Here is a 26,201-nt window from a genome sequence, read left to right as displayed (position 1 = left end):
AAATTAGAACAAATTTTGAATATGCAAAAGCTGAAGCGCTAGTTTTTGTAAATAAAAAAGGCGGGACATTTGTCCCGCCTTTTTGTTGCAATGGTTGGATACTTCTTAGTTGAAGATGTAACGCAGACCAATTTGAGCATACCATGTAGTTGAAAGTGTTGTTACGTCTCTGAAAGGTTCTGTAGGAAGTACAGTTTTTCCGTTCTCTGTAACAGTTCTCATCTGGAAAGTAGGTACACCTTCAGCACTGATAGGTGCGTCTTTGGTGTTGGTTGTCAGGATGCTCTGCGCATTGTTGAACGCTGTGCTGATACCCCAGTTAGAGTTGATCAGGTTACCAATGTTCATCACGTCAGCGCTTATTTGAAGCGTGTTACGCTTACCACCGATGTTGGTGTAGATGTCCTGTAGCAATCTGAAGTCGAAACGGTTCAACCAAGGCATCAGAGCGCCATTACGCTCAGCATACTGGCCGCGTCTTGTGCTCAGGTAGTCATCGTTGTTGATGAAGTTGTTGAACGCTTCACGCTGCTGAGCCGCAGTGAATACTACAGTGCCTTTATCAACAATATCAACGAAGTTCAGGTTGTTAACATCATTTGGTACATACAGCAGGTCGGCGTTAATACCATCTTTGTTAATGTCACCATTGTAGGTATAAGAGAAACGTCCCTGATGTGAACCGTTGTAGAACAATGATACAGTAGTGGCCAGGCTATTGAAGTAGTTTACTTTGTAAGATAAGCTACCTACCACGTTATGAGGCACTGCATACTGAGAGTTGTAAAGGATCTGCTCGTTCGGGCCGTTTACAGACGGGCTGCCTAACCATGCAGAAGAGGCGTTTGATCCTGGGTTACTAGATACTTCAGTAGCGTAAGTATAGGTATAGTAAAGTGAACCAAACAAACCATTACGAGACGGAAGAGAAAGACCTACCGTGCTGCTGAAAGATTCGCCTTTCTCAGAAGTATTAGTCAGCACTACAGCAGTGTTAGCGTTAACAGCTTCATTGTATTTTGTGCTGTTTGCACCTGCAGGATAGTATCCTCTGTTGTCGTTCTCACCCTCACCGCCATAGTTCAGCGTTATAGGAGCATTTGCTCTGTTGGCACCAAACTGGTAAGCTGCATTCACGTCTTTTGTGTAGATAACGTCAGCAGTAGCTACCAGCGGCGTTCCAGGGATCGTGTAGTCAGCACCAACGCTCGTTCTCCATACCTTAGGCATTCTGAACTCGTTATCAACTAAGGCGAAGCTTGTAGGAACGCCAGCTCTTGGGTTCTTGATAAACACGTTCTGAGCACTTGCCGGCGTGTTGTTCAACCAGTAGTATTGTTCCGGTTGGAAACGGATGTCGCCAATCCAACCTGCAACTGATGCATAGCTGTTAGGTTCTACGTTGTTCTGGATTACACCAGAGTTCGAAGGCATGTTTGTCAACCACACGAAAGGAACACGGCCGTTGAACAGACCAGTACCACCACGCAGCTGCAAAGAACCATCACCGAAGGCATCAAAGTTGAAGCCGATACGTGGAGCCAGCATAATTCTGGATTTTGGCCATTCGCTGGTCGTGTACTTTTTGTCGCCACCTTCAGGAGATCTCAGCGTAAGTTCATCAATGGATTGGTTGGCAGTCAGGTCGTTCATGTAAACAGGCATGTCTGCACGCAAACCTAATGTCAAGTCCAGTCTGTCAGTAGCAGCAAACTTATCCTGGATGTAGGCGCCTGCTGTACCCAATACGATTGGAGCATAAGGATCCTGTCCCTCGTAAGGGTAAGTCAGACCGAACATGATTGGGGCTACTTCATTTTCAGTACCGGTTGTCAGGAAGTCTTCAACAGAGTTATAACGGTAGTAAGAAGTACCCAAACGGATGTACTGGTTACCAAACTTTTGTGACTCAAATGTAGCACCACCGGTTATCGTGTGCTTGCCAGCCAGGTAGGTCAGGTTGTTTGTGATGCTGTAGTTGTTATTCAGTACGTCGTTTCCATACGTAAACAACTCGTAGCCAAATGTCATGTAGTTGGTGCCACCATTCCAGATATCAACCATTGGGAAGATCTCGCTAGGAGAAGTACGCGTATCCTGGATGCGGCTATACGTTGCCAGTAACTGGTTAGAAAGACGGGAAGAGAATGTACTGTTCAATTCAGCAGAAGCTGAACGTACAATGTTTTCTGTATCGTACATGGTTTTAGCAAAAGCCATAGACTGATCGCTCACACGGTTTACAGTAGAGCGTGGGCTTGGGCCTGAGCTGCCGTTCACCAAAGAACCAGCCTCGCCTTTCACCTGGTTGTAACGAACCGCCAATTTGTGATTGTCGTTGATGTTCCAGTCAATACGAGCCAATAAGTTGGTGCTCTTAGTACCGTTATCGTTCGCGTAGCCTTCGTAAGCGCCCGGGTCATAACCCCAGGTGTTGATCAGGTGGTTACGCACCGCTTCAAGGTCAGATCTTTTAGTTCTGGCGATGTTCTGGTCAGGGTTAGCTACACCATCATCAGAGGCTTTCCAAAGGTTTACGGCAAATGGGTTCGTACCTTTTTCATCGATGTTCTCAGCATTTACGAAGAAAAATAGTTTATTCTTGATAATCGGGCCGCCTAAACGGAAACCTATAGTACGGCTTGATGTTTCATTGCCCTGATCAAGTTTTTCACCATTTACTCTTCTGCCATTCATGTCCTGGTTACGATAGAAACCATATACTGAACCAGAGAACTCGTTGTTACCGCTACGGGTAACGGCGTTGATGCCAGCACCGGTAAAACCTGACTGACGAACGTCGAAAGGAGCAATGTTTACTTGTACCTGCTCGATCGCGTCGATAGAGATAGGCTGCGAACGACCTCCAGGAAGTGGGTTGGAGTTTAAGCCGAAGCCGTTGTTAAAGTTTGCACCGTCAATCTGAACGTTGTTAAAACGACCATCACGACCTGCAAAGCCATTACCGTTAGCCTGTGGCGTAAGACGGGTGAAGTCTGTAAGGCTTCGTGTTACGGTAGGCAGCGTAGCAATCTGCTCAGTGCTTACGTTAGTCGCAGCGCCAGTTCTCTGGGCGTTGAATACGGAAGACTGGTCAGCTGTCACCATCACTTCCGATAACTGAGTACCACCGTCAGAAAGGGTAGCATCCAGCACGTAAGGGCGGCCAAGCTGCAAAGTGATGTTTGTGAAAGACATAGGCTGGTATCCTATGTAGCTTACTTCGATGGTGTAAGGACCACCGATACGGGTGTTGGCGATGTTAAAGCGACCTTCTGTATTGGTCACTGCGCCATACGTGGTGCCCGAGGGCTGGTGTGTTGCTCTTACGGTTGCCCCGATCAAAGCTTCACCTTTCGAATCCTTCACGGATCCACTCACGCTACTTGTAGTTACCTGGGCGTGTATAGTAACCACGCACAGCAACATAAGCAGTGTTGATAGTAATAACTTTTTCATAAAAGATTGATTGATTTTTGCTCGCAAAATTAGAGGGTATATTTCGAAATGCAACTACTTACAGATTAAATTATTATTAATAAAATGTCTTATGTTATTTGCTTTTTACCGCCAATAATTTATTGTAATTTGCAAACGTGCTATTAGTCTTAAACACTGATTGCCAAAAGGAAAGGCGAAGCCATAAAGCTTCGCCTTTCCTTTTGGCAATCAGTTAAAATAGGACGCCGCTTTCTTTAATTGAAAATGTACCGAATGCCAAACTGGGCCCTCCAGCGCGACGAAAAGTCGTTCACAAAATAGGGCTCGCCATCTGTCAGGCCGCGTCCGGTATAGTTGAACCGGGGTGTCGTGGTGCCCGGCTCGTAGCCAACAAAGTCAATGGCCTGGAAAGCGTTGAAAGTAGCCGTGTACTGACGGCCCCAGTCCTTGTTGAGCAGGTTGGTGAAGTTAAAAACGTCTAAGGTTAGCTGAAGCCGATGGTTGTTGTCATTCTGACCTATATAAAAGTCCTGCATCAGGCGCAGGTCAATCTGGTTCGTCCAGGGTAGCCTGTCCTCGTTTCGCTCCGCATACTGGCCGCGTCTGTTGCTCAGGTAGTCATTGCCACTGATAAAGGCGTCCAGCGCCTGCCATTGCTGTTCAGCTGAGACAACAGTGCCATCCCGTTCGGTATAAGGAACCAGGTTTATCTCTGACGCATTGCTCGGGATGTAGATCAAGTCATTCGTTCTGCCTGCATCGCTGTTCACGTCACCGTTATAGATGTACGAAAGCGGCACCCCCGACTGTCCGTTGTAGAAGGCGGAGATGGTGGTGCCTGCAAAGCCCAGGTAATTTAGATTATAGGTAAGGCCAGCCACCACCCTCGAACGTACATCATTGTCGGCAAACGCTTCTCTTACACTATTGAGGCCCTCTACCTGGTTTACATTGATCCAGTTGGACCGTGCCTGGCTGGAGTTGCCGGGGTTCACATCTTTGGCTCTGGAGTAGGTATAGGCCAACGAACCCGAAAGGCCGTTCTCCATATAGGTTTTCTGTAACTGAGCTGTCAGGCTGTAGCCATAGCCACGGCTGGTGTTGGTCAGGTAGATGATGTCCTGGAAATTGTTGCCCTGTATGCGGCCGAACACAGGCCGGTTGTCTGCCCCCGTCAAGGTGCCCGTCTGCTCCAGGTTCAGGTTCTGGTAATAGATGTTGTTCAGATTTTTGGAGTATATACCTTCCAGGGTCGCTACCAGGTCAAAGGGAAGTCGTTGGTCAATGGCTGCGTTGACCCGGAACAGCTGCGGGAACTTAAAGTCTGGATCGGTGATGTTGATCTCGGCTGTCCGGTCCGACAGGCCCACGGTGGTGGCAGTAGGCTGGGTGGTAGGGTCTGGGTTGAAACGGATCTGCTCCAGAATCGGGCCCGAAGTAAGTGAGAGGCTACCCAGCATTTGCCCTGTATTGGTATACTGATTGGCGATCCACACAAACGGAGCACGGCCAGTGAAGATACCGGCGCCGCCGCGCACCTGCGTATTGCCATCGTCCATTACATCCCAGTTTACGCCCACGCGGGGCGATAGCATAAATTGAGCGCCCGGTGTCTTGTCCGTAGCCAGGCCTCTGCTGGCGAATGCTTCGTTGAACTCCTCGTTGGCGGCAGGCTCGTCGTTAAAGGTCGGGATATCTAAACGTATACCTGCTGTCAGCTTCAGGTTGTTGAGAACCGCATATTCGTCCTGCGCATAGAAGCCGAGTTGAAAGGCGGAAAATTCGGCGCCCTGCTGGCGGTTGTCGGTCCTTGAATAATTTCGGAAGAACTCGCCTGGCGCTGTTTCGGCGGGGGTGCCGATCGCTTCAAAAGCCTCCAGCGAGTTGTATGTATAAGCACCGAACTCCTGGCGGATGAACAGGTTGTAGGTTTTGTAAAACTCATTGTGCGTTCCCAGCGTGATCGTGTGCTTCCCTAAAAACAGGTTAAAGTTGTCGGTGATGGTGATTACATCCTGGTCGAGCTGGTTTTGAGCTGAAAAGGGCTCGCTGCCCAGCGAAATGGTGCGGCCACCTGCCAAGCGGACTTGCACGCTCGGGAAAGGGTTGCCGATGATGTCTCGGTCATCACGCACTGCCGTAAAACCAATCAGGGCCTCGTTGGCATACCGGCCTCCAAACTGGCTGCGCAGCTGCAGCACGGTGGAGTTGGTCGTGCTTGGGAAATACTCAGCGTTGTTGGAGAACCGCAATGCGTTTGGTGTTCTGGAGTTGTCAATGTTCTCGCCATAAACGTAGCTGTGGCGGAGTGTAAGCTGGTGGTTGTCGGTGATGTTCCAGTCGAGTCGGGCAAAGATCTTGTCGCTCTGGGTTTCATCGTCTATGCCCCTGAAGCTGCCCGGATCGTAGCCCAGCCGATTGGCGACGCTCAGCACGCGGTTGGCCTCGTCTACTGTAATATTGGAGCCGGCGCTACCGGGTTCGAACAGGAGCGGGGCCACGCGTTTAGTTTTCTCACCGTTCACAAAAAAGAACAGTTTGTCTTTGATGATCGGGCCACCAATGCGCAGACCGGTCTGGTAGTCGGTAAAGTCCGGCAGCCTAGTGCGCGCATCATCCGGACTCTTGCCCACCAGGCGCTCATTGTTGCCAAAATAATAGGCCGAGCCCGTGAATTTGTTCGACCCGCTACGCGTGATGGCATTGATGCCGCCTCCCGTAAAGCCGCTTTGTCGCACATCGAAGGGTGCAATCACCACCTGTATTGCCTCAATGGCATCCAGCGAGATGGGCTGCACGCCGGTCTGTCCGCCGTTGGTGCCGCTGGCCGAGAGACCGAACACGTCGTTGTTCACGGTGCCGTCTATCGAAAAGTTATTGAAGCGATTGTTCTGGCCGGCAAACGATATACCTGATCCGGATGTAGTAGCCTGCGGCGTGATGCGGGTGAAGTCATTCAGACTTCGGCTGATGGTAGGCAGCGACTCCAACTGCTCTGTCGACACGTTGGTGGCAGCGCCCGTCCTGTCGGAGTTGATGACTTTGTCCTGTGTCGCGGTGATCTGTACCTCGCCAAGGGTAGTCGTGCTTTCTGAAATGGTGAGGTCCAGTCTGAAGTTTTGGCCAAGTGCCAGGTTAATGTTGTCGAATCGTTGCTCCTGGTAGCCAACATAAGAGGTGCGTACGGTATAGGGCCCACCTACACGCATGTTCTGGATATTGTAACGGCCTTCTGCATTCGTGGCAGCTACATACTGCGTGTTGGTCGGGTTGTGGACCGCAATAACTGTTGCGCCAGGCAGTGGGGAACCGTTCTGGTCCTGCACTACGCCGTTCATGGCCGCAGTTGTCGTACCCTGTGCCCATACCAAATGGCTGCTTAACAGCAAAAGGAGGGATATAAGCAACTTTGTGTAAATAGTCCTCATAATACTTATAAGTTAGATTGAAAAAATATAACTTCTTATAAGTACGTATGTATGAGGTTTTTATCTCTTATTTGATGTTAAATTTTAAGACCAGGCTGGGCGGTGCTTATTTTAATTAAAATAGTGCATGCTCTGTGGTTCAGGCATAATCCCTGTTGTACTTTTTAGGTATAGTGTAGGCCATACCTGTTCCGAGGTATAGCCAGTGCTGGCCAGAAATGAAATTATACCTGTGGCTGGTCGGTTTGTCTAAAAAATTTGCAGTGAAATGCCAAGGTCCCCTATGCACCTTACTCATCAAAAGGCCGCACCGCCTTGATGAAGATCTTTTGCCAGTAATCGGAGTAGAGGTTATTCTCGATAACACCCAGGCTGGTGGAGGCGTGTATGAATTTGACTTCGTTATCGTTGTTCACTTCCGTTACCATACCTACGTGCGTGATTTCCCGGCTGAATTTGTTAGCCCCGAAAAACACGAGGTCGCCCTCTTTCAGTTCTCTCACCTTTACAGTTTTTCCAAAGCGGCTCTGCTCCTCCGATGTGCGGGGCAGGTTCACATTAATGCTCTGGAAAGAGGTGCAAAGCAGGCCGGAACAGTCCATGCCTACGCGCGTGGTGCCGCCCCACTTATAAGGAGTGCCGGTGTAAGAGCGGGCTGTTTGTATAACCGTTTCCACGTTCTCATCGAGGCGCCGTGCGTTGGGCACATTCGTGCGGCTGGTCCGGTCTTTGGAAGCTACCTTGCCTTTCCCACCGCTCCGAGCGGCCATTCTGGCTTGTTTGCGGGACTGTCGCTTTTCTTCGGCTATCTCCCTGGCCGACTTATAGGTCTCGCCACGCTTGCTGAAGGTGGGCTTCGCTGACTGACACGAAGCCACCAAGCCGATAAAAAAGATAAATAATAGGTAATTGGTAATTGATGTTCTCAAAGCGTAACTTGGTAATTAGTGGCTAAAATTTTGTCAGGCTTGCTAAATTAAGCATAAGCTATTTAATATAAAATGAATTTTAATAAGATAACCCAGAATCTGGTGGAAGCCTTCGCCAATATCGTCGGGCAGGAGCACCTGGTACTGCCTGCTGACCAGGAAGGTATGGTGCGCTATACCCACGACGAAACCGAAGACCTGCGCTACCTGCCTGAAGTTGTGCTCAGACCTAAGAACGTTGAAGAAATCAGTCGTATTATGCGGCTGTGCCACGAAAACGCTATACCTGTAACTCCTCGTGGTGCCGGTACCGGATTAAGTGGAGGGGCGCTAGCCGTGCATGGTGGTGTCGTACTATCCATGGAGCGTTTCAATACTATCATCTCCATTGACGAGCGCAATCTGCAGGCTACCGTAGAGCCCGGCGTTATTACGCAGGTATTCCAGGAGGCAGTGATCGCGAAAGGGCTTTTTTATCCGCCAGACCCTTCGAGCCGGGGCAGCAGCCAACTGGGCGGTAATCTGAGCGAATCGTCGGGCGGACCTCGCGCAGTGAAGTATGGCGTGACGAAGGATTACGTGCTGAACATGGAAGTCGTGCTACCAACTGGTGAGATTACCTGGACCGGTGCCAATGTGCTCAAAAACGCCACAGGATATAACTTGACACAACTCATGGTCGGTAGTGAAGGGACTCTGGGGATCATCACCAAAATTGTCTTCAAACTTATACCTTACCCGACTCAGAACCTGGTACTTCTGGTGCCCTTCCGGAAAGAAGAGGAGGCTGCCGCTGCCGTATCGCGAATTTTTATAGCAGGCATCGTACCATCCGCGCTAGAGTTTATGGAGCGCGAGGCCATTGAGTGGACCTGTAGGTATGTTGGCCTAGAAGTGCCAATGGCAGCTGACGAACGCGCCCACCTGCTCATAGAACTGGACGGCAACGACATGGACCTGCTGTACAAGGATGCCGAGCGGGTGTATGAAGTACTGGAGACGTTTGATGTAGGCGATATACTCGTTGCTGACAATGAAAAGCAGAAAGAGGACCTATGGCGGCTGCGCCGCAGCGTGGGTCATGCCGTGAAAAGCAACTCTGTTTACAAAGAAGAGGACACGGTGGTGCCGCGTGCAGAACTGCCGGTGCTGCTTCGGGGTGTGAAGGAAATAGGAGAGAGGTATAAGTTCAAGTCGGTTTGCTACGGGCACGCAGGCGACGGCAACCTGCACATCAACATCGTGAAGGGTGACATGTCAGACGATGACTGGAACAACAAGCTGCCCGAAGGTATAAAGGAGATATTCAGGCTGTGTGTTTCGCTGGGAGGCACCATTTCCGGGGAGCATGGCATCGGTCTGGTGCAACGGCCTTACATAGGTATAGCGCTAAGCGATGTGCAACTTAGGCTGATGCAAGGTATAAAGCTGCTCTTTGACCCGAAAGGTATACTGAACCCCGGAAAGATATTTTAGAAAAGAAAGCGGCAGTCATACAATGGCTGCCGCTTTTATAGGTATAGAACCAAGGTATACCCTGGCTGTCGGTAATTATCAGGATTTACGGTCATGGTCCGGCTTTTTGTCTGCTAGATCCATATCCATTTGTCGAAGTGTGTCCCAGGACTGTAACAGGTTGCGCGGTGTTTCGTGCAGTTTGGGCTGCGATGCGTCTGGCTGCTCTCCTTTTTGCTGGCCTGTGCTCATGCTATGCAGCTCGCTCTGGGCCTGGTTGTCCTTCTCTGTCGCCTGGTGACTTCGAAATAAAGCTTCATTTAAGTTTTTATCGGGTTCCATCATAATCGCTCGTTTTAGGTGTTGTGTAATGTCTTCTCCTTTTTCTTGTCTTCCTCTTTTATAAAATTACTAACGTACTGTGCCACCTCATCGGCGTGCTCTTCCATCAGAAAATGCCCGCTGTCCTCAAAGTGCAGCACATAGCATTCATGGAAAAACTTTTTCCAGCGCTGCAATGCCTCGATTCTGACAAGTTTGTCACGTTCACCCCATAGGATAAGGGTCGGAATGTCCTGGATCTTTTTACGCTCCTTCCAAAGTTCATCATACCACTTGCTGACGCCCACCAACTCCCGTGCGAAGGCCAGCGAACTGACCGTGTCATCAGGGCCGCCCAGCCCGAGCGTGTATTGATCCTTTAGCTTTTCCGGCATGTTGCTCTCCTGCCCGAACAGTTCGTGCACCAGTTGGTTCGTAGTGAGATTGAGCTTGGAGTGCAGAAACTTGCCAAGGGGGCCGATCAGATATTTGCTGGCTTTTGAAAAGACATGATGGTTAGACAGTGACCAGGTCCAGGTGTTGAGCATCACGATGCTCCGGACTTTTTCGGGATATTTGATGGCATAGGCCAGGCCGATTGGTGCACCAAAGTCATGCACCAGCAGGGTGAAGTCGGTCAGCCCAAGGTGTGCCATCAGTTGCTCGAAGTTGACGGCATGGGCCCTTGGCTTGTAGCTCCAGTCCTTAGGCTTGTCTGACAGGCCAAAGCCAATCAGGTCCAACGCCACACAGCGGTACTTTTTGCTTAGGAGCTTGATCAGGTTGCGATACGCGAATGACCAGGAAGGCGTGCCATGAATCATCACGATCGGGTGACCTTCCCCCTCATCGATATAATGCATCTTGCCGGCTTCTAATTCCAGGAACTTGGATTTGAAGGGATATTCTTTGGTGTCCAGCCAGTCTGGTTTCATAGGTGACTCAGGGTGTTAGCTTCCCTTATCTATACTTGAGACCGGCACTCAGGTTGTAGGGAAAAGTAAAAATGTGCCCTGCGTATTTAAATTAAATGAAAAGCGGCACCTGGGCTACGTATAAAAACAGACGCCTTATCAACACAGGCTGTCAGGTCGGGAAAAGGTCGAATTGATTTATTTTAATTTTTGAGGACATACCGCAACACTTTTGTGCTGAACAAAGTAAGACAAGGCGCCGGTTCGCGGTATTTTGGAGGAAAGACACTGCCATGCGATCAAATCACCAGACAGTAGAGAGGTTATCGCAGTGTAGCCAATTCAAATCTTCTTAAAAAAAAATGTGTAATTTTGTCTTTTTAAAAGCGTGTGTTTCATGGGGAACATCCCTGTGCAACTATTTATAGTTTTATCAAGAAATGAGTGTTTCTTATATAAATTGCTGCTTTTAAAACAACAATTCCCTCGCTTAAAAGGGCAAAGAGGTAAGAAAAGACGGCAAGAACATGCTCGCTAGTTTGTTGAGACTGCGTATTGATTATTTTAAAAAATTTTAAGTTTGTATTTCAATAATAACATTTACCTATGAGAATAGCTGTAGTTGGCACCGGTTACGTGGGCCTGGTGACGGGCACCTGCTTTGCCGAGGTGGGCATTGACGTGACCTGCATCGACATCGACTCCAAGAAAATAGACAACCTCAAGCAGGGCATCCTGCCCATCTACGAGCCCGGTTTGGAGGAGATGGTGTTGCGCAACTCCCAGAAGGAGCGCCTTTCCTTCTCCACTAACCTTGCCGAGAGTATGCAGGGCTGCCAGGTGGCCTTCATCGCTGTGGGCACGCCTCCGGGCGAGGACGGCTCGGCCGACCTGAAATACGTGCTGGCCGTGGCCCGTGAGATCGGCCGCTCCATGACTGACTACCTGGTGGTGGTGACCAAGAGCACTGTGCCGGTGGGTACGGCCGCCAAGGTGCGCAACGCCATCCGCGAGGAGCTCGAGGCCCGCGGCGCCGACATCGCCTTCGACGTGGCCTCTAACCCTGAGTTTTTGAAGGAGGGGGCCGCCATCGACGACTTCCTCAAGCCCGACCGCATCGTGGTGGGCGTGGACTCCGAGCGTGCCGAGCAGGTGATGTCGAAGCTCTACAAGCCTTTTTTGATGAACGGCCACCCGCTCATCTTCATGGACATCCCCTCTGCTGAGATGACCAAGTACGCGGCCAACGCCATGCTGGCCACCAAGATCTCGTTCATGAATGACATCGCCAACCTGTGCGAGATCATGGGTGCCGACGTGAACATGGTGCGCAAGGGCATCGGCTCGGACGCCCGCATCGGCAACAAGTTCATCTACCCGGGCATCGGCTATGGTGGAAGCTGCTTCCCCAAGGACGTGAAGGCCCTTATCAAGACGGCCTCCGAGAACGGCTACCAGATGGAGGTGCTCAAGTCGGTGGAGACGGTGAATGATCGTCAGAAGTCGGTGCTCTTTAATAAAGTGATGAACTACTTCTCGGGCGACCTTTCGGGCAAAACCTTTGCCGTGTGGGGACTCTCTTTCAAACCCAAAACGGACGACATGCGCGAGGCCCCCTCGCTGGTGATCATCGAGAAGCTGCTCGCTCAGGGCGCCAGGGTAAAGGCCTACGACCCGGTGGCCATGAAGGAGGCCAAGCACTCGCTTGGTGATACGATCGAGTACGGCAAGGACGAGTATGAGACCCTGATCGACGCTGACGCGCTGCTGCTGGTGACCGAGTGGCCTGAGTTCCGCTCACCTAACTTTGCCGTAGTGAACAAGCTAATGAAAGAAAAGGTCGTGTTCGACGGCCGCAACATCTATGATGCCCGTGAGATGGAGGAAAAAGGCTTCACCTACTTCGGCATCGGTGTCAAGCAGGCCATGGTTCCACAACAAACAAAGGAGACGGTATAGCATGGCCAGAAAAAGAGTATTAGTAACGGGTGGTGCTGGGTTTCTCGGCTCCCACCTGTGCGACAGATTCATAGCCGAAGGCTACCATGTGATCGCGATGGACAACCTGATCACCGGCAACCTCGAGAACATCGAGCACCTTTTTAAGCTGGAGCAGTTTGAGTTCTACCACCACGACGTAAGCAAGTTCGTGCACGTGCCGGGCAAGCTGGACTACATCCTGCATTTTGCCTCGCCTGCCAGTCCGATCGATTATCTCAAGATTCCGATCCAGACGCTGAAGGTGGGCTCGCTGGGCACGCACAACCTGCTGGGCCTGGCCATGGCCAAGAAGGCCCGCATGCTGATCGCCTCCACCTCGGAGGTGTACGGCGACCCGCTCGTGCACCCGCAGAGCGAGGACTATTGGGGCAATGTGAACCCGGTGGGGCCGCGCGGCTGCTACGATGAGGCCAAGCGCTTCCAGGAGGCCATGACCATGGCTTACCAGATGCACCACGGGCTGGAGACGCGCATTGTGCGCATCTTCAACACCTACGGTCCGCGCATGCGATTAGACGATGGCCGCGTGCTGCCTGCCTTCCTGAGCCAGGCCCTGCGCGGGGAGCCGCTGAGCATTTTCGGTGACGGCAGCCAGACGCGCTCCTTCTGTTATGTGGATGACTTGGTGGAGGGCATTTACCGCCTGTTGCTGAGCGACTACCACATGCCAGTTAACGTGGGTAACCCGTCTGAGATCACCATCAGGCAGTTTGCCGAGGAGATCTGCAAGCTGACCGGCGTGGAGCTCAACATCGAGTACCAGCCGCTGCCGACCGACGACCCGCAGAAGCGCCAGCCGGACATCACGCTGGCTAGGCAGGTACTGGGCTGGGAGCCGAAGGTAGACCGCGCCGAAGGCCTGCAGCGTACGCTCGAGTATTTTAAGCAAAAAGTAAAGGTGCCAGCCGAACGTATGGTGAACTAGGCACTGCGCGAAAGATAAAAAAAAGCCCTGACAGCGAATCTGCCAGGGCTTTTTGTTTAAGGTATAGCAAGTATACCAAGCTTAGATCTTTTTGTGCGCTTTCATGAAGTCTTTTGCCTCTTTGTTGGCAGCGTGTTTCTTGTCGGTAGCTTCCAGTACTATATTATAGTAATGCTTCGCCGTTTTCAGCTCACGCTCCTGTTTGGCAATGCGGGCGAGGTTTAGGTAAGAGTTGACAAAATAACCGGAATCACGCTCATTGCTCATCTCGGCGAATGTAATGGAGTTCTGATAGTAAGCTTTTGCCTTCTGGAAATCACGGTACTTGTTCTGGTTGATGTAGGCCAGGATATAAGAGGCGTAACGCCCGCTAACAGCTTCGTAGCCCGGCATGCGCCGATCTAGCTTGCTCAGGATATCAAGGCACACCCGCTCGGCCATCGTAAAGTGACCCTGCACAAAAAGCGCACGTGCGTAGAAGCGCTGGAAGTAGGCATTGTTAGGATATTTCTCTACAAGTCCTTTTACTAGATCGAGCGCTGCTTCCATATTGCCTTCTTCGTTGGCGTATATTTTCATCAGGAAGAACTTTGCCTCCGTACCGGTATAGAAGCCGTTGTTGGCTACGTAGCGCAATTGTTTTATACCTAGTCGCTTGTCGCCGCTCGGGAAGAAAGCCAATACGGGGCGCAGCATCTTGTAGTTTTCGTGAATCCAGATGGAGTAGTAATTGAAGAGCGCCTCTCCAAACAAAAACTCCGGGCTCAGGCCGTTGCCGGCTTTGGCTTTTTCCAGATACTCGAGTGATCGCTTGCTGGCAATAGTGGCTTTGCGCCAGTTACTGCGTTCGGAATGCAGGCGTCCGGCAAAGCCATTTGCGGCTGACAAAAAGAAGGCGGCTTCGTAGTCCTTGTTATTGGCGTCGTAGAGCTTCTCCGCTTTCATGATGGTAGAGTCCATGTAAGCGAAGAACAGATCATCATACGCCAGGGTTTGAATATTGGTAGGCACGATCTTCCACCACTGGCTGAGACCCATCAGGAAATAGGGCAGCGGATGATTGGGGTAGCGGCGGCGCAGGGATTTGAATTGCTTTTCGGCCAGCTCGTACTTGAAGTTGTACATATTGTCCACGGCACCCTCCAGTTCGTATTGGATGTCTTTGTCCATGAGCAGCATGCCCTTGATGTTACCGGCCGCAGGAATCACCTCTACTGATTGTATTGTCACCTCTCTGATAGCCGTGTCAGACTGCTCCTTAGAACCCTGCCCAAAAGACAAGTTAGTCAGGATGATACCGAGAAACGCAAGTACAATCTTTTTCATAGGTCAAAAGAAAAGTCCGGAGTGCCGTGCTAATAGCTCCTTATCTGGAGAACAGGTACTAAAAGTACAACAATTATATTAATTTTGAATTGATACAAAAGAAATATTGCATGAAACTTCTGAAACGACTCTGCAGCATACACGCACCATCCGGCAACGAAAAAAAGCTATCCGATTTTCTGCTTAACTACATTGAGGAACAGAAAGTTCAGTGGAAGCGACAACCAGTAATTATACATGGAGAAGGTTTTCAGGATTGTATTTTGTTAATATTCGGAAAGCCTAGAACGGCCATTTTTGCACACATAGACTCAATTGGATTCACCGTGCGCTATGGCAGACAGCTGGTGAAGATCGGTGGTCCTGACCTGGAAACCGGTTATACGCTGGTGGGAGAGGACTCACAAGGGAAAATTGAGTGTACACTGGAGTTTGATGAGGAAGAGCACGAGATCAGCTACAAGTACGAACGGGAAATAGAGCGGGGAACGGAGCTTGTCTTTAAGTGCGATTTCCGTGAAACCCAGGAAACAGTGCAGTCGTGCTACCTTGATAACCGACTGGGGGTGTGGAGCGCATTAAAAGTTGCTGAGACTTTGGAGAACGGCATCATCGCATTTAGTGGTTGGGAAGAGCACGGCGGTGGCTCCGTGGCCTACCTGGCCAAGTATATCGCGGAGCGTTACGGCGTGCACCAGGCGCTTATTTCAGATATTACCTGGGTAACCGAGGGTGTGAAGCCGGGAGAGGGCGTGGCGATCTCGATGCGCGACAGCCTTATACCCCGCCGGGCTTATGTTGAGAAGATCATAGGTATAGCCAAAGCCTCCGGTATACCCTATCAGTTGGAGATAGAAGGTTCAGGCGGCAGCGATGCCAAGGAACTGCAACACGGACCCTACCCCTGGGACTGGTGCTTTGTTGGCGCTCCCGAAGACAATGTGCACACCCCGAACGAAATTGTGAACAAGAAAGATATTGAGAGTATGGTGGCAATGTACAGGGAGTTGATGGCGAAGTTATGATCTGAATTATCGGATAGGGTAAGAGGGCTGCCAGGTATAGGCGGCCTTTTTTATTTGTTTACGTGGCTGTAGTGAGGCTTTTGAGACAAGGGACTTTCCAAAAAGAGTTAGGTTCAAGCGTATGGTTTCGGTTGAAAGTGTAGTACTGTGCACAAATGACCTAACAATGAGCGGTATAACCTGCACATTAGGTACAGGGCTTTGGAAGTAAATATTTGGAAAAGTCAAACGAATAGGCTTTCTTTAATAGCTATATATAGCAATTTCAGAATCTCAACCCTTATTTACAAAACTAACTCTTATTGAATGGAACCTATTCTCTACGCAATTCCTGGATTTGGTCTGGCGGCCCTCATTTATACCTTTATAAGGTCGGCCTGGGTAACGAAGCAAGCAGCAGGCAACGAACGCATGACGGAAATCGCCCGTCACATTTCTGATGGCGCCATGGCTTTCCTGAAGGCGGAATACAAAGTGCTCTTCTACTTCGTAGTCATCGCCAGTTTATTTCTTTTTTATCTGGGCTATACCGGTGAGAAATCGCACTGGACGATTGTATTAGCCTTCATCATGGGTGCTCTTTTTTCAGCTGTTGCCGGCTTTATCGGTATGCGCATTGCCACTAAGGCCAATGTGCGGACGGCAGAAGCAGCCCGTACAAGTTTGTCACGCGCCCTCAGTGTGTCATTTGCCGGTGGTTCAGTAATGGGTATGGGCGTGGCCGGTCTGGCCGTGTTGGGCCTGGGCTCGCTCTTTATCGTGCTCTACTACTTCTTTGTTTACAGTGTGAATGGCAGCGTGAACGGCCACGAAATGGAAGTGGCCCTTGAGGTGCTCACCGGTTTCTCGCTAGGTGCTGAAAGTATTGCGCTTTTCGCGCGCGTGGGCGGCGGTATCTATACCAAAGCTGCCGACGTAGGGGCTGACCTGGTTGGTAAAGTGGAGGCAGGTATACCGGAAGACGATCCGCGTAACCCCGCAACCATTGCTGACAACGTGGGTGATAACGTAGGTGACGTGGCAGGTATGGGCGCCGACCTTTTTGGCTCGTATGTGGCCACTATTCTGGCCACGATGGTGCTGGGCCGTGAAGTGGTTTCGGAGGATAATTTCGGTGGTATGGCTCCGATCATTCTGCCGATGTTCATTGCGGGTCTGGGCATTTTGTTCTCTCTGATCGGTATGTTGTTCATCCGGGTAAAAGAAGGCGGTAACGTGCAAGGAGCCCTCAACCTGGGTAACTGGATCTCTGTCGCCCTGACAGCCGTTGGCGCTTATTTCGCCATCCACTGGATGCTGCCTGAAAACATGAACCTGCGCAACTTCGAATTTACCTCAAACGGTGTGTTCATCGCCGTGATCGTGGGTCTGGTAGTGGGTACTTTGATGAGTATCATCACGGAATACTATACGGCCATGGGCAAAAAGCCTGTTAATTCGATTGTGCAGCAATCTTCCACAGGCCATGCCACTAACATCATCGCTGGTCTGGCAGTAGGTATGCACTCTACGGTGTTGCCTATCATCGTTTTGGCTGCCGGTATCGTGTTGTCATATGCTTCTGCCGGTCTGTACGGTGTGGCGATTGCAGCAGCTGGTATGATGGCGACTACAGCCATGCAATTGGCTATTGACGCGTTCGGCCCTATTGCCGACAACGCCGGTGGTATAGCCGAGATGAGCGAACTGCCAAAAGAGGTGCGTGGTCGTACCGACATTCTGGATGCCGTGGGTAACACCACCGCCGCTACCGGTAAAGGCTTCGCGATCGCATCTGCCGCCTTGACATCACTGGCCCTTTTTGCGGCCTTCGTAGGTATAGCTGGCATTGATTCTATTGACCTTTATAAAGCACCCGTACTAGCCGGCCTGTTCATTGGTGCCATGATTCCGTTCATTTTCTCGGCGCTTTGTATCGCGGCGGTTGGTCGTGCGGCCATGGCCATGGTGCACGAAGTGCGCCGTCAGTTCCGCGAAATTCCGGGGATTATGGAAGGTACCGGTCAGCCAGAGTATGAAAAATGCGTGGCCATTTCCACAAAAGCTGCTATTCGTGAAATGATGCTGCCAGGTGCCATTGCCCTGATCGTGCCGGTGTTAGTAGGCTTTGGTTTCAGAGACGTATTCGCTGATACTCCGTCAGCAGAGATCCTGGGCGGACTGCTGGCAGGTGTAACCGTATCGGGTGTGCTGATGGCGATGTTCCAATCCAACGCCGGCGGCGCCTGGGACAATGCCAAGAAATCGTTTGAGAAAGGCGTGGAGATCAACGGTAAGATGGAGTACAAAGGCTCTGATGCTCATAAAGCTTCGGTAACGGGCGACACTGTGGGTGACCCATTCAAAGACACTTCCGGTCCTTCCATGAACATTCTGATCAAGTTGATGTCGATCGTGTCCCTGGTAATTGCGCCGCACATCGCCACGGAGCGTACGCCGGCTATACCTGAAGAACCGAACCTGAACATGGAGATACAGCAGGAGGCCCCGTCTACCGGGCAGATAATTAATCCAGACAATACAGTTATCGTGGCTGGTTTAGCAACCCGATAGCCAACACAATCTTTATCAGTATAAATAAGCCCAGCCATGAGGTTGGGCTTATTTTTTATTATCCGTACCTTTGTTTGCCAATAAGACCGATACGCTATATGGAGCCCCGTACCATCACGATTCACGATTGTGACTTCAGTACCTACCTGTACGAAGAAGAAATCATTGCACGCATAGTGATGCTGGCAGAGCAAATTGAGCAGGACTACACTGGTAAAAACCCACTGTTTCTTGCAGTACTGAACGGATCGTTCATGTTCACGGCCGATCTGATGAAGCGGATCAACATACCTTGTGAGATATCATTCATCCGCATGTCGTCTTACCAAGATATGCATAGCACCGGCCATGTAAGGGAAGTGTTGGGCCTGACAGAGGAAATTGAAGGGCGAGACGTGCTGATCATTGAAGACATTGTGGATACCGGGCACACGGTAAATGCATTGCTTCAACAGCTTCAGGAAAAGAACCCTGCGTCGATCGAGATCATTACTTTGCTCATGAAGCCGGAGTGCCTGCAGCACCAGCTGGATGTGAAGTATGTGGCCAAGGCTATACCGAACGATTTTGTAGTAGGCTACGGGCTCGACTATAACGGACTGGGCCGCAACCTGCGCGATATTTACAAGATCGTGTCCTAAATAAACTGGGCCACCTGAGACCAGAACGACCACCTGGGATTCGGCACAGCGCAAAAAATATTGAACAATACACCGTTTTTATACTTAAATTTGTTTTTTATCATAAATCATAGATATGCTCAACATCGTTTTGTTTGGCCCTCCAGGTGCTGGTAAAGGTACACAAAGCCAAAAGCTGATAGACAAGTATAACCTGATACACCTGTCAACGGGTGATTTGCTGCGCTCCGAAATTGCCGCAGGCACCGAACTGGGGATGAAAGCTAAATCGCTGATGGATAACGGCCTCTTAGTGCCAGACGAGGTAGTGATTGGCATGATCGCAAACAAAGTGAGAGAGAACAATCACGCTGGCGGGTTTATCTTTGACGGATTCCCACGCACGGTGCCACAGGCGCAAGGTCTGGACAAGCTCCTGATGGACCTTGGCACTGAGATATCCTGCATGATTGCCCTGAAAGTGGATGACGAAGAGCTGACCAAGCGCCTGTTGCTGCGCGGACAGACTTCCGGCCGCCCGGATGACCAGAATGAAGAGCTGATCCGCAAGCGTGTAGTGGAGTACAATACTAAAACGACACCAGTTGCGGACTACTATGCCGGACAAAGCAAGTATTACGCAGTAGATGGTATTGGGGAGATTGATGAGATTTTCCACAATATCTGCGCGCATGTCGATAATCTGAAAGAGAAGCAAAAGAAGTAATTTTCTGCTCAGCTTTTATTAGATAGAATACAGAAGGTATAAGCAGGCCGGAACTCAAACGCTCCGTTCTTGCTTATACCTTATAATTTATACCTGTTAGCATTACCTACATTGGCCCAATCCAACTTTATTGATTACGTAAAAATCTGTTCCCGCTCCGGACACGGTGGCGCTGGCTCAGCGCACCTTCATCGCGACAAACGCACCGCCATGGGAGGTCCTGACGGCGGTGACGGGGGCAGAGGAGGCCATATTATCCTGCGTGGCAACGCACAGCTGTGGACTTTGCTGCACCTGCAGTTCCGCAAGCACGTGATTGCTGAAAATGGTCAAGGCGGGGGGCCGAGCCATTCTTCAGGTGCGCAGGGAAAAGACGACGTGCTGGAAGTCCCACTGGGAACGATCGCCCGTAACGCTGAAACCGGCGAATTTATGTGCGAAATCACCGAAGACGGACAGGAGATCATCCTGACACCGGGCGGACGTGGTGGCCTTGGCAATGCGCACTTTAAGTCACCGACCAACCAGACACCGCGCTATGCCCAGCCGGGTGAGCCAGGTATAGAGGAGTGGGTAATTCTGGAACTGAAACTTCTGGCCGATGTCGGCCTGGTAGGATTTCCGAATGCCGGTAAATCTACTTTGCTATCTGTGGTATCAGCAGCGAAACCGAAGATCGCCAATTATGCCTTTACCACGTTGGAGCCTAATTTGGGTGTTGTTGCTTATCGTGACTACAGATCCTTTGTGATGGCCGATATACCGGGTATAATCGAGGGTGCTTCGGAAGGAAAAGGCCTTGGCCTGCGTTTCCTGCGCCATATCGAGCGTAACTCCATGCTCCTGTTTATGATCTCATGCGATAGCCCGGATATAGCGGAGGAGTATAAAATACTGGTGAACGAGCTGGAAACTTTTAATCCGGAGCTACTCGACAAGAAACGCATTCTGGCGATCACCAAAACCGATATGATCGACGACGAGCTGGAAGCGGAGATGCGTGAGACCTTACCAAAGGATATTCCAGCGGTTTTTATCTCCAGCATGACGCAGAAAAATATCACGCAATTGAAAGACATGATCTGGTCAGCACTCAACTCGTAGTCCGTCAGTCTTCATACAAATACAAATCGGTAGAGGCTGCAAGGCTTACTACCGATTTTTTTTAGCAGCAGCCATCTATCAATTAATAAATGCCAATCTGGCACGAAAGCAGAATTGGCAAGACAATTGAAAAGACCAAATAGACCTATCAACCTATAATTCTTAAGGCATTATGTCAGAGAAAGATATCAAGAAAGAGCAGGAAAACGCAGAACTACAGGATAACACTGCCAATACGGAAGAAAATAACGTGCAGGGGCAGACCGAGGAGACAGCAGAAGAAACTGGCTCTGAAACCCAGGCCGACGCCGAACTGGCAGAGATGAAAGATAAGTACATCCGCCTGATGGCCGAGTTTGAGAACTTCAGACGCCGCACTAACAAAGAGCGCATGGACCTGCTGAAAACAGCAAACGAAGATTTGATGAGCGAACTGTTGCCTGTGCTGGACGATATGGAGCGTGCCCGTCAGTCAATGGAAGCAACTAAAGAGGTAGACGCTTTGTTGCAGGGCCTGGAGCTGGTGTTTCATAAACTGAAGCACGTGACACAAATCAAAGGTTTGAAGCCGATTGAGATTAAGGCAGGAGATGATTTTGACAGCGACTATCATGAAGCTGTTACCCAGATCCCGGCTCCATCAGAAGAACTGAAAGGCAAAATAGTAGACGTAATCGAGAAGGGCTATACCTTGAATGAAAAGGTGATCCGCTTCGCGAAAGTTATAATAGGAGCTTAATCAATGGCTAAGAGAGATTATTACGAGGTTTTAGGTGTAAGCAAAGGAGCTAGTCCGGAGGAGATTAAGAAGGCTTACCGTAAGCTCGCTATTAAATTTCACCCCGACAAAAACCCCGACGACCACACGGCGGAAGATAAGTTTAAGGAGGCAGCTGAGGCATACGAAGTGCTGAGCGACCAGCAGAAGCGCCAGCGCTATGACCAGTTCGGCCATCAGGGTATGAACGGCGGCTTCGGCGGCGGTGGCGGCATGAACATGGAGGATATCTTCTCCCAGTTCGGCGACATTTTCGGTGGTGCTGGCGGTGGCGGATTTGAGAGCTTCTTTGGTGGCAGCAGCCGTCAGGGTGGCCGACGCACCCGCAAAGGCAGCAACCTACGCATTAAGCTAAAACTCAACCTCGAAGAAATTGCCAACGGCGTTGAGAAGAAGATAAAAGTAAAACGCTATGTAGCCTGCGGTACCTGCGGCGGCAACGGCGCCGAAAACGGTACCGATATGCAGACTTGCGGCTCTTGCCAGGGGTCGGGCCAGGTGCGCAAGGTGGTGAACACCATGCTGGGCCAGATGGTGAGCACGGCAACCTGCCCCACCTGTAACGGCGAAGGACGCATTGTAACCAAAAACTGCGAAGCCTGTCACGGTAGCGGTCGCGAACTGCAGGAAGAGGTGATCACGATCAACGTGCCGGCTGGCGTAATGGATGGCATGCAGCTGTCTATGAGCGGCAAAGGCAACGTGCCGGAGCGTGGCGGTGTGCCGGGCGATTTGCTGATTCAGATTGAAGAAGAAGAGCACCCAAGCCTGAAGCGCGACGGTAACAACGTGATATTCGACCAGTACATCAGCTTTATCGACGCTGCGCTTGGTTCCGATATAGAAGTGCCAACCATCGGTGGCCGCGTGAAGATCACAATAAAGCCGGGTACACAGAGCGGTGAGATCTTTAGACTGCGTGGCAAAGGCGTGAAAGACATCAACGGCTATGGCAAAGGCGATCAGCTGATCCATATTAACGTATGGACGCCGAAAACGCTGAGCAGCGAGGAGCGTGCCACACTGGAGCGTCTGCGCGATTCCAACAATTTTGCACCGCACCCTGGTAAGAGCGATAAAGGCTTCTTTGAGAAAGTGAAAGACTATTTCCAATAAGCTATTCAATGGCTAGATAAAAAAGCCTGCCTTTTCAGTAGAGAAGGCAGGCTTTTTTGTTGCTACTATACCGCAGCACCCGTATTTGGTATAGCCCATACCTGCGTTAGTCGATTAAGTATAGGGCTTTATTGATATTGCTTGTCACTCAGCCCTAAAAAGTCTATTTTTGAACATACCAAAAGGTTATAAGCATTGAGCATACTTAGAATAGATGGCGTCACCAAGCGTTACGCCAACCACACTGCCCTTGATAACGTCAGCTTCGATATCCCGGCTGGCTGCATTTTCGGCCTATTAGGACCAAACGGAGCAGGCAAAACATCCCTGATCCGCATCATCACCCAAATAACAGGAGCCGACTCCGGCGAGATATACTTCAAAGGCGAGAAACTGCGCCCGTCGCACATCAAGGACATGGGGTACCTGCCTGAAGAGCGCGGTCTGTACAAAAAAATGAAGGTAGGGGAGCAGTTGTTATACTTGGCCCAGCTCAAAGGCCTGACCAAAGACGAGGCTACGGCCAGAATCAAAGAGTGGGTGCTGCGCTTTGAGATAAAAGAGTGGATGAACAAACACATCGAAGACCTTTCGAAAGGGATGCAGCAGAAGGTGCAGTTTATGGCCACCGTGATGCATGAGCCTTCCCTGATCATTCTCGACGAGCCTTTTTCCGGCTTCGACCCCATCAATGCCAACCTGATCAAAGACGAGATCCTGCGTCTGCGCGACAATGGAGCGACTATCATTTTCTCGACGCATCGCATGGAGTCGGTGGAGGAATTGTGCGATAACATCGCCCTGATCAACCGTTCCCGCAAGGTGCTCGATGGGCCCGTGCGCGAGATCAAAGACACTTATAAGACCGATACTTACCAAGTGATCGGCAACGGACAATTGCTCATCACGTCGCCGGATTTTGAGGTGCTGGAGCAGCATGATAACCACGGTGTGTTCCGCGCTTCTATCCGTTTGCTCGACGGCGCTTCGCCAAACGACTTGCTGCGTTACCTGATCCAGCGCGTAGAGGTACACTCTTTTGTGGAGCTGGTGCCGAGTATCAATGACATTTTTATCCGAAAAGTAAAAGAAACCTACCATGCATAAGATCTGGCTCATCATACAACGCGAATACCTGACACGCGTGCGGAAGAAAAGCTTCATCATCATGACTTTCCTGACCCCGCTGTTGCTGGCCGCTTTCATGGTTATACCTGCCTGGTTGGCCACTATATCGGACAGTGAGGATGTGGTGATGGTGCTGGACGAGAGCGGACTCTTTGCCGATAAGCTGGAAAGCAAAGAAGACCTGAAAATCATCCCGATAGCCGCCGGTTCGCTGGAACAGGCCAAAACAGCCTATCAGGAGACCGACTATACCGCCTTGCTGCACATCCCGCAACTCGACCTGGACAAGCCGGAAGGTATACGACTTTACTCGAAGAAGAACACCAGTCTGCAGGTGAAATTCAGGCTGGAGAATATGCTCGAGAAAGAAATTGAGAGTCAGCGTTTTATGGCCTCAGGTATAGATCGCGAGATGCTCAACAAGATGAAAGCCAACGTGACCATGACGACCGTGAACCTGAGCGAAAGCGGCGAGCGCGACAGCAACGTTTGGGTGACCTCGGGCGCGGGTATCATCGGGGCGGTGATTATCTATTTCTTCATTTTCCTGTATGGCGTGCAGATCATGCGCGGCGTGATTGAGGAGAAAACCAACCGCATTGTGGAGGTGATGATTTCGTCGGTGAAGCCTTTTCAGCTGATGATGGGCAAGATCGTAGGTATAGCTGGTGTGGGCCTAACGCAGTTTTTGCTCTGGGTGGTGCTGTCAACCATTGTGGTGGGCAGTGTGCAGGCGGCGTTTGATATCAAGCCAGCGCCTACCCCAATTGAGCAGATGCAGGCCGGACGCGATTTAGCGACTGGCGAAGAGTCGGCCCAGACTCAGGAAGAAAGCCAGGCGAATATGCTGTCAGAGGTGAGCAGTGCCATTTCTAATTTGAACTTCCCGCTATTGCTGGGCTGCTTCCTGTTTTACTTTTTAGGCGGCTACCTGCTGTACGGCTCACTCTTCGGGGCCATTGGCGCCGCCGTGGATAACGAGACCGATACGCAGCAGTTCATGTTCCCGATTACGATCCCACTGATCATCTCATTCATCATGTCGTACACCGTAGTGATCCAGAATCCTGACGGGCCTGTGGCGTTCTGGATGTCGATCATTCCGTTTACGTCGCCGATCGTGATGATGGTGCGCATCCCGTTTGGCGTTCCGGCCAGCGAACTCCTGCTCTCGATGGGACTACTCATTCTGGGCTTCATCTTCACCACCTGGATCGCCTCCAGAATCTACCGCGTAGGTATACTGATGTACGGCAAGAAGATCAACTACAAAGAATTATCGAAGTGGTTGTTTTACAGGGTGTAGATTATACCTGTGTTCGGTGTAATCTGTTCAAGTATAGTTTTTTACTTACTGTTTTATTGCTCTTCTCTTGTGAGAGTAATAAGGCGAAAGACTTGGATAAGGCGGATAAGCAGCGTTTCAGCTTTGCCGAACTTCCCACGCCTGTAAAAGAGACTATTGAGGTATATATTACTGAGACTTATAAGCCGGAATCCAACCCTGCTATTTCGTTAGACGATGGCGTAGAGGTAAGCTATAACAGATCGGGAGGGGGTAAAAATTGGATTGAAGATATTCAGAATAACTTTCATGTGTTCACAGTAAACGGTACAGAAATGAGACTGAGGGGAAATCAAGGTGCTCCTTTTATAATTTACGATTCTGTACTTTACTACACTAAGGAGCTGAATTTTATGGAAGAACGATATGAAACTGCAATTTATATTGGTATTGACTTAGCCCCGTTTCTAAATTAAAACTTAATCTAATAAGGTATATATTTAGAATAGCTGGTTCTTCGGAGCCAGCTATTTTTTTGTAACTTGATAGGGAAAACTTAATATTTAAAAATGACCCAGAGAATAGAAATACCGCTTAGCAAAGCGAAAATGATGCTCTTTATGGTGGGAGCCGTCGCATTCGTCGTTATAGGCGCTTTCTTTGCAATAGAGCCGGACAGATTCATATCTTCAATTTTCAGAAGTGAGGAAATTATCCGGATAGCTGGAGTTGCTGCTGTGTTGTTCTTTGGGTTAGGAGCAGTGTACTTCTTTAGAAAATTATTCGATAAGAAGGTAGGGCTGACGATTGATGAGGACGGTATTACGGATAACTCAAGTGCGGTAAGCGTTGGTTTAATTGAGTGGCAGGATATAACTGGTGTAGAAACACTGGAGATCGCATCGAACAAGATAATGCTATTGCATACTAACAATCCTGAGAAATATATGGCGCGTGCTACTAATATGTTCTCCAGGAAATCAATGCAGGCGAATCATAAGATGTATGGAACACCCTTGTCCATTACAGCGAACTCGCTCCAGATTAAATATAAAGAATTAGAGCTGCTGGTATGTGAAGAATTAGAAAACAGGAAAGTGCTCTAAACCACTGAGCCGAATAAGT

The 26,201-nt window shown here is 50.1% G+C and carries 20 protein-coding genes; 14 read left to right on the top strand and 6 right to left on the bottom strand.

Annotated features, from left to right (window positions below):
* Nucleotides 1-105: 105 nt before the first annotated feature.
* The 3 genes from AC4QZR_RS11875 to AC4QZR_RS11865 all read right to left on the bottom strand — a co-directional run bounded on the left by AC4QZR_RS11875 (nt 106) and on the right by AC4QZR_RS11865 (nt 7,798).
* Nucleotides 106-3,459: a TonB-dependent receptor gene (locus tag AC4QZR_RS11875; protein WP_494481112.1), complete on the bottom strand. Its 3,354-nt coding sequence runs from the start codon at nt 3,457-3,459 to the stop codon at nt 106-108.
* 236 nt (nt 3,460-3,695) lie between these two features.
* Entirely contained in the window at nt 3,696-6,830 is a 3,135-nt protein-coding gene (locus AC4QZR_RS11870; protein WP_494481111.1) for a TonB-dependent receptor, read from the bottom strand.
* Nucleotides 6,831-7,159: 329 nt separating this feature from the next.
* Nucleotides 7,160-7,798 carry a C40 family peptidase gene (locus AC4QZR_RS11865; RefSeq protein ID WP_494481110.1) on the bottom strand — a complete coding sequence of 213 codons (639 nt, stop codon included), beginning with the start codon at nt 7,796-7,798 and terminating at the stop codon, nt 7,160-7,162.
* A 72-nt stretch (nt 7,799-7,870) separates the two neighbouring features.
* On the opposite strand from AC4QZR_RS11865, the gene AC4QZR_RS11860 reads away from it, so the two are divergent.
* Complete coding sequence (locus tag AC4QZR_RS11860) at nt 7,871-9,274, top strand: FAD-binding oxidoreductase (protein ID WP_494481109.1); 1,404 nt, start codon at nt 7,871-7,873, stop codon at nt 9,272-9,274.
* 78 nt (nt 9,275-9,352) lie between these two features.
* Here AC4QZR_RS11860 and AC4QZR_RS11855 read toward each other — a convergent pair whose 3' ends face one another.
* On the bottom strand, nt 9,353-9,598 hold the full coding sequence (locus AC4QZR_RS11855) for a hypothetical protein (protein ID WP_494481108.1): 246 nt from the start codon (nt 9,596-9,598) through the stop codon (nt 9,353-9,355).
* Between the two features lie 11 nt (nt 9,599-9,609).
* A complete protein-coding gene (locus AC4QZR_RS11850) occupies nt 9,610-10,509 on the bottom strand; it encodes an alpha/beta fold hydrolase (protein ID WP_253402475.1) in 900 nt (299 codons plus the stop codon).
* A gap of 585 nt (nt 10,510-11,094) precedes the next feature.
* Between AC4QZR_RS11850 and AC4QZR_RS11845 the strand changes: the two genes are divergently transcribed.
* On the top strand, nt 11,095-12,447 hold the full coding sequence (locus AC4QZR_RS11845; protein WP_494481107.1) for a UDP-glucose dehydrogenase family protein: 1,353 nt from the start codon (nt 11,095-11,097) through the stop codon (nt 12,445-12,447).
* Between the two features lies 1 nt (nt 12,448).
* Nucleotides 12,449-13,414 (top strand): UDP-glucuronic acid decarboxylase family protein, encoded by a 966-nt coding sequence (locus AC4QZR_RS11840; RefSeq protein WP_494481106.1) that lies wholly within the window; start codon nt 12,449-12,451, stop codon nt 13,412-13,414.
* 81 nt (nt 13,415-13,495) lie between these two features.
* Here the strand turns inward: AC4QZR_RS11840 and AC4QZR_RS11835 are convergent, their stop codons facing one another.
* On the bottom strand, nt 13,496-14,740 hold the full coding sequence (locus AC4QZR_RS11835) for a tetratricopeptide repeat protein (protein ID WP_494481105.1): 1,245 nt from the start codon (nt 14,738-14,740) through the stop codon (nt 13,496-13,498).
* Between the two features lie 110 nt (nt 14,741-14,850).
* Between AC4QZR_RS11835 and AC4QZR_RS11830 the strand changes: the two genes are divergently transcribed.
* The 11 genes from AC4QZR_RS11830 (at nt 14,851) to AC4QZR_RS11780 (ending at nt 26,182) form a co-directional block, all read left to right on the top strand.
* A complete protein-coding gene (locus tag AC4QZR_RS11830) occupies nt 14,851-15,765 on the top strand; it encodes a M20/M25/M40 family metallo-hydrolase (protein WP_494481104.1) in 915 nt (304 codons plus the stop codon).
* Nucleotides 15,766-16,071: 306 nt separating this feature from the next.
* On the top strand, nt 16,072-18,318 hold the full coding sequence (locus AC4QZR_RS11825; protein WP_494481103.1) for a sodium-translocating pyrophosphatase: 2,247 nt from the start codon (nt 16,072-16,074) through the stop codon (nt 18,316-18,318).
* 98 nt (nt 18,319-18,416) lie between these two features.
* Entirely contained in the window at nt 18,417-18,959 is a 543-nt protein-coding gene (gene hpt / locus AC4QZR_RS11820; RefSeq protein ID WP_253402487.1) for a hypoxanthine phosphoribosyltransferase, read from the top strand.
* Nucleotides 18,960-19,074: 115 nt separating this feature from the next.
* On the top strand, nt 19,075-19,665 hold the full coding sequence (locus AC4QZR_RS11815; RefSeq protein ID WP_494481102.1) for an adenylate kinase: 591 nt from the start codon (nt 19,075-19,077) through the stop codon (nt 19,663-19,665).
* A 111-nt stretch (nt 19,666-19,776) separates the two neighbouring features.
* A complete protein-coding gene (obgE, locus tag AC4QZR_RS11810) occupies nt 19,777-20,769 on the top strand; it encodes a GTPase ObgE (RefSeq protein WP_494481101.1) in 993 nt (330 codons plus the stop codon).
* Nucleotides 20,770-20,941: 172 nt separating this feature from the next.
* The gene (locus AC4QZR_RS11805) at nt 20,942-21,508 is read left to right on the top strand and encodes a nucleotide exchange factor GrpE (protein WP_494481100.1); all 567 of its coding nucleotides are present in this window, start codon (nt 20,942-20,944) and stop codon (nt 21,506-21,508) included.
* Nucleotides 21,509-21,511: 3 nt separating this feature from the next.
* Complete coding sequence (dnaJ, locus tag AC4QZR_RS11800) at nt 21,512-22,663, top strand: molecular chaperone DnaJ (protein WP_494481099.1); 1,152 nt, start codon at nt 21,512-21,514, stop codon at nt 22,661-22,663.
* Nucleotides 22,664-22,858: 195 nt separating this feature from the next.
* A complete protein-coding gene (locus AC4QZR_RS11795; RefSeq protein WP_494481098.1) occupies nt 22,859-23,770 on the top strand; it encodes an ABC transporter ATP-binding protein in 912 nt (303 codons plus the stop codon).
* Complete coding sequence (locus AC4QZR_RS11790; RefSeq protein WP_494481097.1) at nt 23,763-25,097, top strand: ABC transporter permease; 1,335 nt, start codon at nt 23,763-23,765, stop codon at nt 25,095-25,097. The genes AC4QZR_RS11795 and AC4QZR_RS11790 overlap by 8 nt, the downstream gene beginning before the upstream one ends.
* Nucleotides 25,098-25,189: 92 nt before the next feature.
* Nucleotides 25,190-25,552: a hypothetical protein gene (locus AC4QZR_RS11785; RefSeq protein ID WP_494481096.1), complete on the top strand. Its 363-nt coding sequence runs from the start codon at nt 25,190-25,192 to the stop codon at nt 25,550-25,552.
* 93 nt (nt 25,553-25,645) lie between these two features.
* A complete protein-coding gene (locus AC4QZR_RS11780; protein WP_494481095.1) occupies nt 25,646-26,182 on the top strand; it encodes an STM3941 family protein in 537 nt (178 codons plus the stop codon).
* Nucleotides 26,183-26,201 lie beyond the last annotated feature (19 nt).

Source organism: Pontibacter sp. YIM B11418 (genome assembly GCF_059278805.1).
Note: the sequence above shows the minus strand (reverse complement) of the source record. Positions and strands in the feature narration are given on the sequence as shown.